Origin of the sequence: Helicobacter felis ATCC 49179 (genome assembly GCF_000200595.1) — a bacterium.
GTDB classification, from domain to species: Bacteria; Campylobacterota; Campylobacteria; order Campylobacterales; family Helicobacteraceae; genus Helicobacter; species Helicobacter felis.
The window spans coordinates 447,366-462,968 of record NC_014810.2 but is presented as its reverse complement, the minus strand read 5'-3'; the positions used below and the strand labels follow the sequence as shown (position 1 = coordinate 462,968).

At 47.0% G+C, this 15,603-nt stretch carries 13 protein-coding genes; 11 read left to right on the top strand and 2 right to left on the bottom strand.

Annotated elements, in window-relative coordinates:
* Window positions 1–53: 53 nt before the first annotated feature.
* From yajC to mfd, 11 genes are read left to right on the top strand one after another with little or no spacing between them, the layout of a single operon-like run.
* Entirely contained in the window at window positions 54–368 is a 315-nt protein-coding gene (gene yajC / locus HFELIS_RS02370; protein ID WP_013468941.1) for a preprotein translocase subunit YajC, read from the top strand.
* Between the two features lie 3 nt (window positions 369–371).
* Window positions 372–1,997 carry a protein translocase subunit SecD gene (gene secD, locus HFELIS_RS02365; RefSeq protein WP_197531871.1) on the top strand — a complete coding sequence of 542 codons (1,626 nt, stop codon included), beginning with the start codon at window positions 372–374 and terminating at the stop codon, window positions 1,995–1,997.
* The gene (gene secF / locus HFELIS_RS02360; protein ID WP_013468939.1) at window positions 1,984–2,955 is read left to right on the top strand and encodes a protein translocase subunit SecF; all 972 of its coding nucleotides are present in this window, start codon (window positions 1,984–1,986) and stop codon (window positions 2,953–2,955) included. The genes secD and secF overlap by 14 nt, the downstream gene beginning before the upstream one ends.
* 9 nt (window positions 2,956–2,964) lie before the next feature.
* Window positions 2,965–3,306: a DUF6394 family protein gene (locus HFELIS_RS02355; RefSeq protein WP_013468938.1), complete on the top strand. Its 342-nt coding sequence runs from the start codon at window positions 2,965–2,967 to the stop codon at window positions 3,304–3,306.
* A complete protein-coding gene (gene leuS / locus HFELIS_RS02350; protein WP_013468937.1) occupies window positions 3,306–5,720 on the top strand; it encodes a leucine--tRNA ligase in 2,415 nt (804 codons plus the stop codon). The genes HFELIS_RS02355 and leuS overlap by 1 nt, the downstream gene beginning before the upstream one ends.
* On the top strand, window positions 5,717–6,220 hold the full coding sequence (gene lptE, locus HFELIS_RS02345) for an LPS assembly lipoprotein LptE (protein ID WP_013468936.1): 504 nt from the start codon (window positions 5,717–5,719) through the stop codon (window positions 6,218–6,220). The genes leuS and lptE overlap by 4 nt, the downstream gene beginning before the upstream one ends.
* Entirely contained in the window at window positions 6,217–7,380 is a 1,164-nt protein-coding gene (locus HFELIS_RS02340) for a bifunctional folylpolyglutamate synthase/dihydrofolate synthase (RefSeq protein ID WP_013468935.1), read from the top strand. Before lptE ends, HFELIS_RS02340 begins: the two co-directional genes overlap by 4 nt.
* Window positions 7,370–8,254 (top strand): M23 family metallopeptidase, encoded by an 885-nt coding sequence (locus HFELIS_RS02335; protein ID WP_013468934.1) that lies wholly within the window; start codon window positions 7,370–7,372, stop codon window positions 8,252–8,254. The genes HFELIS_RS02340 and HFELIS_RS02335 overlap by 11 nt, the downstream gene beginning before the upstream one ends.
* Window positions 8,241–9,179 (top strand): M23 family metallopeptidase, encoded by a 939-nt coding sequence (locus tag HFELIS_RS02330; RefSeq protein ID WP_013468933.1) that lies wholly within the window; start codon window positions 8,241–8,243, stop codon window positions 9,177–9,179. Before HFELIS_RS02335 ends, HFELIS_RS02330 begins: the two co-directional genes overlap by 14 nt.
* Window positions 9,092–9,484, top strand: coding sequence for a bactofilin family protein (locus tag HFELIS_RS02325; RefSeq protein WP_041302724.1), 393 nt, complete (start codon window positions 9,092–9,094; stop codon window positions 9,482–9,484). Before HFELIS_RS02330 ends, HFELIS_RS02325 begins: the two co-directional genes overlap by 88 nt.
* Window positions 9,481–12,447, top strand: coding sequence for a transcription-repair coupling factor (mfd, locus tag HFELIS_RS02320; RefSeq protein ID WP_013468931.1), 2,967 nt, complete (start codon window positions 9,481–9,483; stop codon window positions 12,445–12,447). Before HFELIS_RS02325 ends, mfd begins: the two co-directional genes overlap by 4 nt.
* Here the strand turns inward: mfd and HFELIS_RS02315 are convergent.
* Complete coding sequence (locus HFELIS_RS02315) at window positions 12,444–14,912, bottom strand: protein phosphatase 2C domain-containing protein (RefSeq protein ID WP_013468930.1); 2,469 nt, start codon at window positions 14,910–14,912, stop codon at window positions 12,444–12,446. The two genes, mfd and HFELIS_RS02315, sit on opposite strands and share 4 nt — an antisense overlap.
* Complete coding sequence (locus tag HFELIS_RS02310) at window positions 14,905–15,579, bottom strand: vWA domain-containing protein (protein WP_013468929.1); 675 nt, start codon at window positions 15,577–15,579, stop codon at window positions 14,905–14,907. Before HFELIS_RS02310 ends, HFELIS_RS02315 begins: the two co-directional genes overlap by 8 nt.
* Window positions 15,580–15,603: the final 24 nt, after the last annotated feature.

The window sequence follows — 15,603 nt, the reverse complement described above, 5'->3', positions numbered from 1 at the left end:
AAGCTTAAGTAAAGTTATTATAATCCAAGTTTTGAATCTCACAAGGGAGTTTTATGAACCAAACTAAGGAAATCCTGACCTCCATTTTGCCCCTCTTGGTGCTCTTTGCGATCTTTTATTTTCTAATTATCCGCCCCCAACGCGTGCAGGCTAAGAAACATAAAGAAATGCTAGACAATCTCCAAAAGGGCGATAAAATTGTCTCACAAGGGGGGCTCATCTGTGAGGTGATCAAACCTGAGGCTAATTTCTTTAAGGTGAGGTTGAACGAAGGTTTAGAGGTCAAACTTGCTAAAAATTATGTGGCGTATAAGCTAGATGAGGAGAGCCCCAACAATCCGGTTTCTCTCAAGAAAGAGGCGCAGTAGTCTTTGGGGCGGGTGTTTAACGCGCGCTTACTGATCTTTGTGATCGCGCTGGTCTTTGGCGTGGGACTCTCTTTACCTAGCCTCTTGCAAACTAAGGGACCCAAGATCACCCTAGGGCTAGATTTAAGAGGGGGTTTAAGCTTATTGCTAGGGGTGCAGATCGAGGAAGCCCTTAAGAATAAATACACCTCTATAGCCACCTCGCTAGATTATGCGCTTAAGGCACAAAACATCTTGGTAAAAGATTTGCGCTCTTCTCTGCAGGGTGTGGAGTTTGATCTGCTAGACCCCGATGAAACTAAAGCTTTGGATAAAATCTTAGAGGATTTTAAAAAGGATGGGGCACAGGTCGAACACGCCCAAGAACACTATACCCTCTCTTTGAGTTTTGAAAAAGCGCAGACCTTCCAGCAACAAACCCTTTTGCAGGTCATCAACACCATTAGAAACCGCCTCGATCAATTCGGGTTAGCCGAGCCCACCGTGCTACAACAGGGTAAGGACGCGATTCTAGTGCAATTGCCCGGGATCAAAACTCTTGCTGAAGAGCAACGGGCTAAGGACTTGATCACCAAATCCGCCCATTTACAGATGATGGCAGTGGATGAGGAAAAAAACCCCTACTTAGCAGAATTGAGCCCGGAGGAAATCCACAAACTAGGCGATGTGGTTTTGCCCTATGCGCCCCAGAGTGGGGGGCGGGGTCAATTGCTCTTAAGAGCCATCCCAATCTTAGATGGAGAAATGCTTACAGACGCGCAGGTGGCTTATGATAAAAATAACCAACCCGTGGTGAGTTTTAGCCTCGATTCACGGGGAGCTAAGATTTTTGGGGATTTTTCCGGGAACAATGTAGGCAAGCGCATGGCGGTGGTCCTAGACAATAAGGTCTATTCTGCGCCCTACATCCGCGAGCGTATCGGAGGGGGGAGCGGGCAGATTAGCGGAAGTTTTAGTGTGGAACAGGCTAGCGATCTAGCTATCACGCTTAGAAGTGGGGTTTTGAGCGCGCCTATCAGCGTGCTAGAAAAGCGCATCATTGGACCCAGCTTGGGGGCAGATAGTATCCGCACTTCTCTAATTGCCCTAGCTGGGGCGTTTGTATTGGTCATTGCTTTTATGATTTTCTACTACTCTATGGCTGGAGTGATCGCTAGCGTGGCATTGGTGGTCAATCTCTTTTTAATCATCGCGGTGATGGCACTCTTTGGGGCAACCTTGACTTTGCCGGGTATGGCGGGGATTGTGCTCACTGTGGGCATGGCAGTGGATGCTAATATCATCATCAATGAGCGGGTGCGCGAAGGACTTAGGGGGAATGAAAGTGTAGCCCAAGCCTTGCGTTCAGGCTATGCCAACGCTTCACGGGCAATCTTTGACTCCAATCTCACCTCTTTAATCGCCTCCTTCTTGCTCTATGCTTATGGCACGGGCTCGATTAAAGGTTTTGCGCTCACCACAGGCATAGGTATTCTAGCCTCGATTTTAACCGCCATCATTGGCACACAAGGCTTTTACCAAGCCATCGCCCCCAAACTTTCTAAAAAGAAGGGGCTTTATTTTTGGTTTGGGATCAGCTTGAACACCCACCCTAAATCTCCCAAAAAGGTTACACATGGAGCTCTTTAAACGGGTGCGGGTTTTGGATTTTATGAGCTATGCCCGTTTTACTCTGCCCTTTTCGGGCGTGCTCGTGCTTGTCTGTGTGTTTTTGATGTTTTTCAAGGGGTTTAATTTAGGGGTGGATTTTGCCGGGGGGAGTGTGGTGCAGGTGCGCTTTGAGAAGGTGGTTAGCGTAGCTAAGGTGCGCGAGGTGGTATCGACCCAATTTAAAGGCGTGCAGGTGAGCGAGTTTGGCGCGCCTGAGGAGATGGTGATCAAAATCCCCCTTTTAGCCACCCAACAGAACACAAAACAAGATTTAGGCGTGCAGATCAGCCAATTACTCCACCCTTTGGGGAAGTTTGAAATCCGCAGATTGGATAGCGTGGGACCTAGAGTGGGAGATGAGCTCAAAGAAAAGGGGGTGTTATCGCTGGTTTTGGCAATCATCGCGATGATGTTGTATGTGAGTTTCCGTTATGAATGGCGTTTTGCTCTAGCGGGCGTGCTAGCTCTAGCGCATGACACTTTGGTTACTGCGGTGAGTGTGATCGTGTTCAACATCGATCTCAATCTAGAGGTGATCGCCGCTTTGCTGACCTTATTAGGCTATTCGATCAACGACACCATTATTATCTTTGATCGTATCCGTGAGGGCATGCTAGCGCGCAAGCAACAGGATTTAAACCCCCTCATCAACCAAGCCATTTCTAATACCCTGAGTCGCACCCTTTTAACCTCGCTCACGGTGTTTTTCGTCTTAGTAGTGCTCTATCTCTTTGGTTCTAAGATTTTAATAGGCTTTTCTCTGCCTATGCTAGTGGGCACAATTGTAGGGACTTATAGCTCTATCTTTCTAGCACCTAAACTTGCGGTGTTACTGGGCTTTGATTTGAGCCGTTACCACGATAACGAGCTTAAAAAACTCAAGCGCAAGCAGGAAAAAGAACGCCTGCGCCAGCTTTACGAGCATGGGCGTGTCTAAAGGAGAAGCATGGACTGGGGTCGTGTCGCCTTTGTGATCTTTAGTTTGGGAAGCACCACTTCGTTAGCTGGTTTCTTGTATGAACCCAATGTCGTAACACTTTTTACAGCCTTAGCCTTAAATTTCATCACTGCAACTCTAAAAATTGGGGTGCAAAAACGCTTCGCTTCTGAACTCTTGGGAGGCTCCATCGCAGCCCTCTTGCACCTCATTCCTGCCTTTATCTTTTTTCAGATTCTCAATAACCCTATTTTTGCCTACATGCTTATCATTGGCGCGTTATTGAGCAATGTTTTTTGTATCGTTGTGTTGATTATCGATGGAAGTAAACCTACAGACACGGAGTATTGATGCAAACTTATAACGCACATGCCATAGAAGCCAAATGGCAGAACATTTGGGCACAAAGTGGGGTATTTGAACCTCTTAAAGACTTTAGTAAATCCAAAAAATACATCTTAAGCATGTTTCCCTATCCTAGCGGGGCAATTCACATGGGGCATGTGCGCAATTACGCCATTGGGGACGCGCTAGCGCGTTATTACCGCCAAGTGGGCTATAATGTCTTGCACCCAATGGGCTTTGATGCCTTTGGCATGCCTGCAGAAAATGCGGCAATTCAATATGGTATCCACCCCAAACAATGGACTTATGAAAATATCTCTAAAATGCGCGAGGAATTTAAGGCTTTAGGATTTTCCTTTTCTAAAACACGAGAATTTGCTACCTGCGATCCCAACTACACCAAGATCGAGCAGGGCTTTTTTTTACAAATGTATGAAAAGGGTTTGGTCTATCAAAAAGAAGCATGGCTGAATTGGTGTCCTAAAGATCACACGGTGCTAGCTAATGAACAAGTGGTAGAGGGGAAATGTTGGCGTTGCGATACCCCTGTGGTGCAAAAGCAAATGCCCCAATACTATCTTAAAATCACCAAATACGCCGAAGAACTTTTAGCAGAACTCAAAACCTTAGAAGGGCATTGGCCTAGCCAAGTCTTGCGCATGCAAGAAAACTGGATTGGCAAATCTCAAGGTTTAGCCTTCCACTTCGCCCTAACCCCTGCAAGCATGGCCATTTTACAAGACCAGCACGCCCAAATCGAGGTCTTTACCACTCGCATCGACACCATTTACGGGGTTACCTTCCTCGCTCTAGCTCCCGGGCACTCTATTGTGAGCGCACTTTTAGAGGGCAAGCATTTAGACCCTGCCAGTGAGCAAGCCATTGTAGAAATGCAAAACACCAATGCGCGCACCCGTGCCTTAGAAAAAAAGGGGGTTTTATTGCCCTTGCATGCCCTGCACCCTCTAACCCAAGAGCCCATTCCCATTTATGTGGCTAATTTCGTGCTAGAGAGCTATGGAAGTGGCGCGCTCATGGGTGTGCCTGCTCACGACTCGCGTGATGGCGAATTTGCTACTTTGTTAAATATCCCCATTAAACGAGTGATTAATGAGGAAGGGGTGTTAGAACATAGCGATATTTACAACGGACTTACTCCAGAGCAAGCGCGCAAGAAACTAAGCGATCTCTTTGAGGAGCAAGGCTTAGGGCAACGCATCACTCACTACCGCCTGCAAGATTGGGGAATCTCGCGCCAACGCTACTGGGGTGCGCTCATCCCGATGGTGCGCTGTGATCACTGCGGACTTGTGCCCGAAAAGCACGCAAACCTGCCTATCTTGCTCCCCGAAGATGTAAAAATTGATGGAGAGGGCAACCCCTTAGAAAAACACCTAGATTTTAAGGCATGTTTGTGCCCTAAATGCGATCGCCCCGCTCAAAGAGAGTGCGATACGATGGACACCTTTTTCCAATCTAGTTGGTATTTCCTGCGCTACGCTACACCCAAAGAACTTTGGGACACACAAGCCTTTGACCCCCAAGAACTCGCTTATTGGTTAAGTGTGGATGAATACATCGGGGGGGTGGAGCATGCGATCTTGCACCTGCTCTATGCGCGCTTTTTTACTAAGGTGTTGCGTGATTTAGGTTATCTAAAACTTAATGAACCCTTTACTTGCTTGACCACGCAGGGAATGGTGCTTAAAAACGGGGCAAAGATGAGCAAGTCTAAGGGGAATGTGGTCAGTCCTCAAGAGATTGTAGAAAAATACGGCGCAGACATCGCGCGACTCTATATCCACTTTGTCGCCCCGCCCAATAAAGAACTCGATTGGAATGACAAAGCCCTAGAGGGTAGTGCGCGCTTTATTAGACGCTTTTATGAAAAATCTTTTCTAGCCCAACCTCACACCCAACGCCCTACACTAGAAAACCTAAACCCTGCAGAAAAAGAAGCGCGCGCTAAAGTGCATTTAGCCCTGCAAAAAGCCCATGCCATCTTTGAGAAAAAACAACCCGGTTACCCCTTTAATACTCTCATTGCCGCGTGCATGGAAGCCCTCAACGCTTTAGAAAAAACCACTAACCCCGCTCTTTGGAGCGAAGCCTACTACATCTTAACCCATATCTTAGAACCCTTGATTCCCCATGTCTGCTCTGAGATCGCTGAGAGGCTTTTCAAGTGCCAAAACTTCCAACCCCAGCAAGTGGATTTACAAGCCCTAGAGCAAGACAATATTGAGATCGCCATTACTATCAATGGCAAAAAGCGCGCCAGTATGATCGTGGCTAAGGATTTAGATCGCACCGCCCTATTAGTCCAAGCTAAAGAGCAGGCGCATAAATGGTTAGAGGATAAGGAGATTCTTAAAGAAGTGGTCGTGCCCTCTAAGTTGGTGAATTTTGTCTTGCGATGAGAATTTGGATTGTAAGCTTGATCTTTATTTTGGGGGCATGTGGGTATAAACCCATTGCCACCTTTGCAGAAAATGCGCTAGGGCAGGGGATTTTTGTGCGCCTCGTGGTGAATCTGCCCAACCCGCGTAACTCCGTGCAGTTTAAGGACATGCTCAATCGTATCATTGTGCAACGCTTTCAAAACACCTTGACCAGCGAAGAGAAAGCCGATTCGATCATCACCATAGAGATCACGAAGGTAATAGACACCTCCATTAGCCAAAACCAAGAGGGTTTTACCACCTTTTATCGCGCGACTGCCTATGTAGATTACACTTACGACAATAAAAAAGGGGTGGTCAAAAAATTTAGTGATAGCGGGTATTACAACTATGCGGTATCCTTACAAAACCCCCTCACCACTTACAATAACCGCCTCTATGCGATCTCTCAAGCTCTCACCCAGACTTTAACCCAATTTGTCGCCCAAATCGCCTACGAGGGCAAGTTGAACAAATGAATTTAAACGCGTTTTTAACCTCACTGGGGCAGGAATACATTCCCTTTGACCCCGCGCGCTTTCCTAAAATCTATGCGCGTTTCTTGGAGCACTTTAGCGACAACATACCTAAAATCCAGATTGTAGGCACCAATGGCAAGGGGAGCACGGGGCGTTTTCTGACTTTAATGTTAGAGCAAGCCGGCTTTAGGGTGTTGCATTTTACTTCTCCCCATCTGCTCACCCTCAACGAACGCTTTTACAAAGATCGCGCTTTAGCAAGCGATGCAGAGTTAGAACACGCCCACGCACGCCTGCAAGCACTCCGCTTAGACCCCAAGATCAGCTTTTTTGAATACATGACCTTGCTTGCCCTCATTCTTGCGCAAGATTGCCATTATTTGGTCGTAGAGGCAGGATTAGGGGGGGAATTGGATAGCACCACGCACCTACACGCGCGCTGTGCGCTGATCTTTACCCCTATAAGCTTGGATCACACCGATCGCTTGGGCGACACTTTAGAGCAGATCGCTCATACCAAATTAAAAGCCCTCTGCACTCTTGCCCCCAACACTCCTATTATCTTAGCCCTCCAAGAGCCCCAAATTACCCAACAAGCCCACCAAATGGCACGAGAACACGCCTTGCATCTGTTTCCCGTTAGCCCCCCTCAAGAGATCGCCACAGATTACGCCCACCAACACCACTACCCCCCCTTTTTAGCCCAGAACTTCCAAAGCGCGCTCACCACTTTAAAAGCGCTTAACATTCCCTACAGCCCCATTCCTGCGCTCAATTTAAGGGGGCGTTTTGAGCGCCTAGACGATCGTCTGATCTTAGATGTAGCACACAATGTCAGTGGGGCGCAAGCCCTTAAATGCGCCTTACAGGCTAGCTTTGGGGATCAAAAAATCCACTTGATCTATCATAGCTACGCTAGAAAAGACGCGCGGGGTGTTTTGGCGTGTTTAAAACCTATCATCGCACAGGTGTGGGTTTTGGAATTTGAAGACCCTCAACTGATGGACACCCTAGAGCTCGCAAACATTTTAGAGGATATGGGTATAGCGTGGGTGCGCTTTAGTTGGGAGGCTTTTGAGGCGATGCGCGCGCCACTTTGGGTGGTCGGGGGGTCTTTTAGTGTGGTGCGCACCTTTTTAAGGGGGTATGATGCAAGATAAACTCGTGCTGACCATCATCGATGAGGGCGGTTCTAAACAGCTCAGACTTTCTAAGAATGTCAAGTTATACGCACTTGTGGTGTCTTTGGTCGTGTTTGTAGGGGTCGTGATTGGAGGTGTGGGCTTGGCGTTGCTAGTCAAACGGCTAGGGAGAATGAGTTTAGAAAAAAGTATTGTAGAATCCCGACACCAAGAGCTTTATCATAAAAATATGCGACTCAAAGAGGAGTTGCGTCAAAAAAGCCGCGAGATCGCCATAGTGAGCCAACAGATCAAGAGTTTAGAGCGTATTTTGCATGTCCAAAAAGGCAAGAAGCTTGATTTTGAAGTTTATAGCCATGTTAATTTACAAGCCCTACCCATGACAAGCAAGACCCTAGCTCTAACTCTTATTCCTAATGGCATCCCTCTAGCCAGCTACACCCATAAGAGTTTTACCCCTCCTCCAAAATACCACGCTGGCTATGAATTTAGCGCGCCTGCTAAAACCCCAGTTTATGCGAGCGCAAGTGGCATTGTAGATGTGGTGCTTTTGAGCAAACAAGGCTATGGTAATTTGGTGCGTTTAGAACATGCCTTTGGGTTTAGCTCCATTTATGCGCACTTGAGTCAAATTGTGCTCAAGCCCCATAGTTTTGTGCAAAAGGGCGCGCTTGTGGGTTATAGCAGCGCGCAAGGATTGCATTATGAAATCCGCTTTTTAGGGCAGGTGGTAGACATGCCCTCTTATTTAAATTGGAATTTAGGCAATTTTAACGCCCTCTTTGGAGATCCAGACATTAACTGGAAAAATCTTTTCTACAGCATCCAAGACATCACACAAACCCAAGATTACCATAATCCCAACATGGAAGACTCTCATGTGGCTCAATAAACGCTTAATTCTAGTCTTCACCTATCAGGACGGGAGTAAGTCGATCAATGTGCACGCCATTTATAAACAGATTGCCTATTATGGATTGCTTTTTTTACTCAGCGTGATCTTGTTTTTAGTGTTTGTGCTCTATGTCTTTGATCGCGAGATTGGGAAAACGCGGGCACAAACTAGGACTTTACGCACCGAGCTTGACAAAGGTCTAAAAGCCCATGCGCATCTCAACGAGGAATTGCAAAATTATTTAGAAGATTTATTATTGGCAGGGGAAAAAGTCAATGATCTTGAGGAGGTTGTAGGAGTGCAAAACCCTCCAGAAGATAAAACCCCTTTGAGCGCGCGTTTAGATGTAGCAAGTATCACGGGTGCGCAAAAGAGTTTTATCATGCGCTTTATCCCCAATGACAACCCCCTAGAATCCTATAGACGCGTTTCTAGCCCCTTTGAAAAGCGTTACCACCCCATTTTACACCGCATGAAAAACCATACCGGCGTGGATTTGAGCACCCCCATAGACACACCGGTATATGCGAGTGCTAATGGTGTGGTGGGGTTAGCTGGCAATGGGTGGAATGGGGGTTATGGACGGCTCATTAAGCTTTATCACCCTTTTGGGTTTAAAACCTATTATGCTCATTTGCATAAGATTGTGGTCAAAAATGGGGAATTTGTCAAAAAAGGGCAACTCATTGCCTATAGCGGGAGCTCTGGGATGAGCACAGGACCGCACCTGCACTATGAAGTGCGTTTCATGGATAAACCCATCAATCCCATCCACTTTATCCGCTGGAACATGAAAAACTTTGATTTTATCTTTACACAGGAAAGGAACATTGCATGGCCATCTTTGCTAGCGACAATAAACAACCTACTAACGGATCCGCGACTATCATCGCACAAAGCACAAAATTTAAAGGCGAAGTGAACACTGATTGCCATTTACACATTGATGGCGTGATTGAGGGAAGTATCCAATCTAGTCATACGGTTGTTATTGGTAAAAATGGAGTTGTGTTAGGAGATATTACAGCTTCTAGGCTAGTTGTCAATGGTAAGCTCAATGGCAATGCCCAAGCTGAAGTGATTGAAATCATGCCTTTAGGCATTGTGGATGGTAAGATTGTAAGCTCCGAACTCATCATCGAGCGCAAGGGAATTTTAATTGGAGAAAGCCGTCCCAAAGAAAACGCCCACCCATTACTAGAAAATAGGGCGGATTCTAAAGCTTGATTCAAGCTAGCCTTTATCAAGCCCTTTTAAAGGGGTTTAAAAGCGAGGTTTTGATCGTGCAAGATGGCGCGCAGGCGCGCCAAGCCTCTCAAGTGGTGCGTTTCTTTGCCCCCCAAAAAGCCCTCTTTGTTTTCCCAGAACTTAGGGCCCACTACTTGGATGACATGCGCGCTTTTAGTGCGGAAGTCAGCACGCTTTTAAGCCAATTACGCCTCTTTTACCAAGCTAAAGAGGCTAAAAAAGATTGCTTGCTCATCACCCCCTTAAGCGCGATTCTCCACCCCCTCCCCAAACCCTTTTTATGCCAAAGTTTCAGCATCCAAGCTTTAGAAGCCTGCCCTTTATCTGAGTTACAGACACGCCTACGCGCCTATGGCTATGAATTTGTGGATATGGTGGAATTGCCCGGGGAAGTGAGCGTACGCGGGGACATTATAGATATTTTTACTCCCGGATCATCCAAACCCCACCGCTTGAGCTTTTTTGGAGAGGAATGCGAGGACATCAAAACCTTTGATCTAGCCACCCAGTTAAGCGACCCAGAACTCTTAGAGTGTTTAGAAATCCCTCCTGCACTCTTTAGTCTCACCGAGCAACAACGCACCACCCTTTTAACCCGCCTAGAGAATTTGCAAACACATAGCCTAGTGCCCGATATTGCCTCTTTGGGTTGGTGGGTGTTGCAAGACTTCGGAGTGTATCTGTGGGAAGAATACAGCGCGCTTTTAAGCCCAGAGGCGCACCAAGAAGCCCAAGAATACGCCAGTTTAGAAAGTATTGCGCAGTTAGAAAAAATCCTAGCTTTGCCCCAACTTGAACACCCTTCTGGATGTGCAGATTTAAAACTACCCCTAAAAAATCTCGCTGATTTTTGCGCTTTGCACCCTGAGCATTGCATTACGCTTCTGCACCGCGCCCATGCGAGTTTGCCCCCTTTGGAGTCGCCTGTAGAGTTTATCCTCTCGGATTGTGTGTTGCACTTTAGCACCCCTACTAAGATTTTTATCTCTTTGCACTCCTACCCCAAACCCCCCAAAGCCAAACCCCTAAACTTTGCTTTAAGTGAGCTCAACAGCGGGGATTTTGTGGTGCATGAAGACTATGGGGTGGGGATTTTTCAAGGATTGGTACAACAAAATATTTTGGGGAGTGTGCGCGACTTCATCGCCCTAGAGTATCAAAACCACGATCGCCTCTTTGTGCCGGTGGAAAATCTGCACTTATTAGAGCGTTACATCGCCCCCAACACGCCCACGCTGGACAAACTAGGCAAGGGGAGTTTTAGCAAGCTCAAAGCCAAAATGCGCGCGGAGCTTCTAGGATTGGCTGAGGATATTATCAGCGCGCACGCCGCGCGTATGTTGCTTGAAGGGGTGCAAATTACCCCCGATCCCACCCAACTAAAAGCTTTCCACCACGCGCGCCCCTTCAAGCTCACGCTAGATCAAGAACGCGCCATAGAAGAGGTCTTAGGCGATCTAGCCAGCGGGCATGTGATGGATCGCCTGCTCAATGGAGATGTGGGTTTTGGTAAAACTGAAGTCGCCCTTGTGGCAATCTTCGCCCTCGCCTTAGCAAAACGCCAAAGCGCACTCTTTGTGCCCACGACACTTTTATCCAACCAGCATTATGCTAGCCTGCAAGCCCGTTTAAGCCCCTTTGACATCACCATTGCCAAACTGGATCGCTTTAGTAGGGATAAGGCACGCATTCTAAAAGACTTGCAAGAGGGGCGTATTGATGTGGTGGTGGGCACGCACGCGCTTTTAGAGGCAAAGTTTAAAGATTTGGGGCTGGTGGTGGTCGATGAGGAACATAAATTCGGGGTCAAACAAAAGGAGGCGATCAAGGCTTTAAGCCAAAATGTGCATTTGCTCAGTATGTCCGCTACCCCTATTCCTAGAACCCTAAGCATGGCTTTAGCCCAAATCAAGGACATCAGCTACCTAGCCACCCCTCCAGAGAGCAAACCCCCAAGCCGCACCTTTGTCAAAGAAAAAACCCCTGCCTTGCTCAAGGAGATCATTTTAAGGGAACTGCGGCGCAAGGGGCAGGTATTTTACATCTATAACCATATCCAAAGCATGCCTTCTGTGCAAAAGAGCCTACAAGACCTTTTACCCCATCTTAGGGTGGAAATTTTGCACTCTAAAACCCCTGCCGCTCAAGCGGAAAGCTTGATTTTAGAGTTTGCACAAGGGGGCTTTGAACTCTTGCTTTGCACTAGCATTGTGGAATCGGGGATTCACCTGCCCAATGCCAATACGATCATCATCGATCACGCCGATAGTTTTGGATTAGCCGACTTGCACCAGCTAAGAGGGCGTGTAGGGCGGGGCACACATGAGGGATTTTGCTACTTTTTGGTAGAGGACAAACAAGATCTAAGCCCAAGCGCGACTAAACGCCTGCTTGCCTTAGAGAAAAACTCTAGCTTAGGGAGCGGGGCGCATATTGCTTTGCATGACTTAGAAATCCGCGGTGGGGGGAATCTGCTAGGGAGTCATCAAAGCGGGCATATTAAAAGTATTGGCTACGCGCTGTATGCGCGCATGCTCGAAGATGCCCTGCAGGAAAAGAGTGGGACTATGCAGGCGCGATCCAGTGTAGAGCTTAAACTCGCCGTGAGCGGGTTTTTAAACGCAGAGTTGATCACTAGCGATGCTCTGCGCTTAGAGTTGTATCGGCGTTTGTCCCACTGCCAAAGTAGCGCGCAAGTGGTGGAGATCGCACACGAAATAGAAGATCGTTTTGGGACACTGGATAGCATGAGTGCGCAGTTTTTAGCCATCATACGCATTAAAATCTTGGCTAACCAACTTGGCATCCCCAAGATCACCCAGCACCAACAGCATATCACCCTGCACCTCCCTAATCCCGTGTATCTGCAAGCCCCCAGTAAGGACGATAACGAGGTGCTCAACACTTTGCTAGGGTATTTAGAGCGTGCTCAGGTGTGTTAATCCTTAGCCGGACTTTTTAAGTTCCCTATCTTGGCGCGTAACTTTTGCTCCGATTCGCTTAAGCACTCTGCGCTCTCTTTAACCAACATGATCACACTGCAATCATCAAAGGTTTTTTCTTTAACCTTTGTTTCTAGTAAAATTTTTAGGGAATCTTGCACTTGATCGCGCATGCCCGGTGCGCGCGCGACATTCATATAATCTTGCAATACGGTTACTAAGGTGCGCTCTTTATTTTTATAAAAAGACTCGCCCGCCCCATCAGACATCAGCACAAAGCCCGTAAAATTCTTATCGCTCAATTTGCCCTTAAACACTCTCGCACTTAAAGGGGCATCCTTAGAAGTGGTGAAAGTGGTTTCATTCCCAAATTCGCCATTGTCCGGGTGGCTTGCCACCGCTAAAGTGCGATCTTTTAGCACCCCACAGATACCATCGCCCAAGTGCAATAACAAAAACTCATCGCCCTTAATAGCCACTGCAAGCAAAGTAGAGGCGAGATCGTGCAAATCGCAGGCTTTATTTTGGATCACCTGCTGGAGTCTTTGGCAGTTATTCTGCAGTGTAAATTTAAAGCGCGGAACAGAGGGGCTAGATTCTTGAAACTCTTTTTTAAAGCGTTCTACGAGCGCTTTTTCCGCCTCAAAGCCTTTTTCTAGGTCATTGATACAAGAATCAAGGGGGAGGGCATTGAGGGCGCGTAAATCTTGGACGCGCCAAGAAGTTTGTTCTTGGAGCTGTTGGACACACACTTGTAAATCAACACAGCAGCTCCCCAAAGAATCCAAGCGTTGTTTTAGCGTTTTCTCTAGGGTTGCCACCTCGCTTTGAAAAACTTCTAGCCGTTTTTGGTGCTCTTGCATGTTTTGAAAATCGCGCGCCTGTGTTTCTAGGGTTTTGATGTGATCTAGAAGGGCATTGTATTTGGGTGCGATCAAAACCTCTCTATGCCTTATATCACCAAAATGTGTCTTTGAAACTTGCCCGGGCAAGCTCAAGCTTAGGGCTTTGAGATCAAGATTAAGCTGTTTGCTTTGCGCAGCGTAATCCTCATAGAGTTTAAAGTCTTTTTGCAAATTTTCTTTTTGGGTTGTAAACAAGATAGCTTGCAGAGTTGAAAACTCATAGGGCGCGCTTAAACTATTTAACTTGGTTTGGAGTTTGTCTAAATGCTCGTTTAAATTCTCCTCTAAGTGCAACACATCGCGCTTTAAATCTTCAAACTGCCTTTTTAGGCGCGCGCGTTCTTGCTCTTTGGTATGAATCTCATTTAAAAGATCGCTTTTATAGGCTTGTGTGGTTTTGTTGGCTTGCTGGATTTGCGCCCTGATTTCCTCAAGATGCCTCCTAAGCTCTTTGTGTCTGCTCTTCACAATGATTGATAAAGAGTCTAAACTTTCCTCATCCCATTCCTTAAAATCAACTCTTTCTATCTTGTCTAAGAACGCTTTATAGCTCTCAAAACAGCGCACAATTTGTTGTTTTAGGGTGTTTTTATGGCTGGTGATCGCTCTTTGTATCTGCTCTAAATTGTAGTTTTTGAGGGCTTTAGAGGGCATGGTTAGTGGCGTGGAGCTGGGTCTAAAAGGAGAGATATTTTCTAAGGTGTGGAGCACCCTCTCAGACTCTGCTTGAGTGTCGCTTCCTAAACCCACTAAGTCCAAACACGATTGCAAAAACCTTTTAAGCCCCCCTTTGCGCTTGCTTTTGGCTTTTTCAGTAGCCTTATCGATCTTATCTTTGATGGTATAGTATTGTTTCTCTATGGGGGCGAGCTGTTTAAATAATTCTTTAAAACTCTCTTCACTAAAGAGTGCCCAGTGCGCCCTCTTAATTTCCTCCTCTAATTTTTCAAGCGTGTCTTTAAGTGGGCTAAACTTAAGTTGGTAAGCCTCCCCGCTAAAGCCTCCCTTTAAATTCTTAATCTTATCCCCCATGCCTGTTAGGGCTTGTTGGATGGGTTGCTGGGCTGTTTGTTTGCGTTTTTCATGGTTTTGATGGGTGCGTTCTTGTAGAGTTTGCAGAGTGTCTACTAGGGGCAAGCGGTGTTCTGCTTGCCAGTTTTGAATCGCTTGGATTTCCTCTAAAATGGCTTGAAAAATGCCTTCAATATCGCTTTTATCGCGCTGGAGCGCGTTTGTTTTTTGGATAGACAATTCTTGTAAGGTTTGTAATACACGATCTAAAAGCGCAGTGCTTACCTCTTTTTGGTTGGGCATGTTGGTGTAGCGCGTGAAGTTTTCACGCAAGTCTTGTGTAACGACCTTTAGCGTCTCCTCTGCGCCTAAATGGGAAAATTTAGCCGAGCCCGCCCCATCGGCAAGGGCGATGATAGCCACTTCACTGGGGTTGCAAGTTGTGGGCTCAGGGGGGTCAATCTTATCTTGGCAGGGAATGGGTGGGTCTTCTAGCTCATGCCCCCTGCCCTGCACGGCAGCCCCGATAGTGTGCCAATTTTCAGACATTCATTTCCGCCCAATCATCCATAGGGGGCATCGCCACTGTTTGCCCGGGGCGTGATTGGGAAACCACGGCGATACTGGCTGCCAGCCATTTAAAAAACTCTTTAAAATTCAAGCCCTTCAACTTGACAGGACGGCGCAAGGGAGAAAACTGCCCTAAAGTGTTCGCATCGCCTCCCTCTACAATGATGGGAAAGATCGAGAGTTTCTTATTATTAGCTAGATCGCTTGATCGCCTAGACGCACTGCTAATATCATCTGTGGGTTCGCCATCGGTGATGATGACTAGCCATGGCTGGAAATATTCCGTGCCGCTGTCTTTATATTCTTTTTTGCGCTCTTCTAGTCTGTCTAGGGCTTCATTCACCGCTGCACCCATAGGGGTATATCCCCCTGCATTGAAGCTAGGGGCGGATTTATCGCGGATACTTTCAAAGTCTTGCACGAGACTCACCCCACTATCTCCAAAAGTTACAATGCACACATCCGCGGCTTGTTTGGCGATGGGGTGATCATTCACGGCTTGGTAGAACAAATCCACGCCTTGATTGACCTCTCCAATGGGCGCGCCACTCATAGAAGAACTGGTATCTAAACAAAGACACACCGGCACTCTCTTAGTGGGGTTGTCGGCTAACTCGTTGTCGTACTCTGTATCTAAATCATTCATCGTTACTCCTTTGTTGTGATGGAT

Excerpts from the sequence above, each read along its gene's own strand:
- yajC (WP_013468941.1), top strand. The coding sequence starts at position 54 with ATGAACCAAACTAAGGAAATCCTGACCTCCATTTTGCCCCTCTTGGTG.
- secF (WP_013468939.1), top strand. The coding sequence starts at position 1,984 with ATGGAGCTCTTTAAACGGGTGCGGGTTTTGGATTTTATGAGCTATGCC.
- HFELIS_RS02355 (WP_013468938.1), top strand. The coding sequence starts at position 2,965 with ATGGACTGGGGTCGTGTCGCCTTTGTGATCTTTAGTTTGGGAAGCACC.
- leuS (WP_013468937.1), top strand. The coding sequence starts at position 3,306 with ATGCAAACTTATAACGCACATGCCATAGAAGCCAAATGGCAGAACATT.
- lptE (WP_013468936.1), top strand. The coding sequence starts at position 5,717 with ATGAGAATTTGGATTGTAAGCTTGATCTTTATTTTGGGGGCATGTGGG.
- HFELIS_RS02340 (WP_013468935.1), top strand. The coding sequence starts at position 6,217 with ATGAATTTAAACGCGTTTTTAACCTCACTGGGGCAGGAATACATTCCC.
- HFELIS_RS02335 (WP_013468934.1), top strand. The coding sequence starts at position 7,370 with ATGCAAGATAAACTCGTGCTGACCATCATCGATGAGGGCGGTTCTAAA.
- HFELIS_RS02330 (WP_013468933.1), top strand. The coding sequence starts at position 8,241 with ATGTGGCTCAATAAACGCTTAATTCTAGTCTTCACCTATCAGGACGGG.
- HFELIS_RS02325 (WP_041302724.1), top strand. The coding sequence starts at position 9,092 with ATGGCCATCTTTGCTAGCGACAATAAACAACCTACTAACGGATCCGCG.
- HFELIS_RS02315 (WP_013468930.1), bottom strand. The coding sequence starts at position 14,912 with ATGTCTGAAAATTGGCACACTATCGGGGCTGCCGTGCAGGGCAGGGGG.
- HFELIS_RS02310 (WP_013468929.1), bottom strand. The coding sequence starts at position 15,579 with ATGAATGATTTAGATACAGAGTACGACAACGAGTTAGCCGACAACCCC.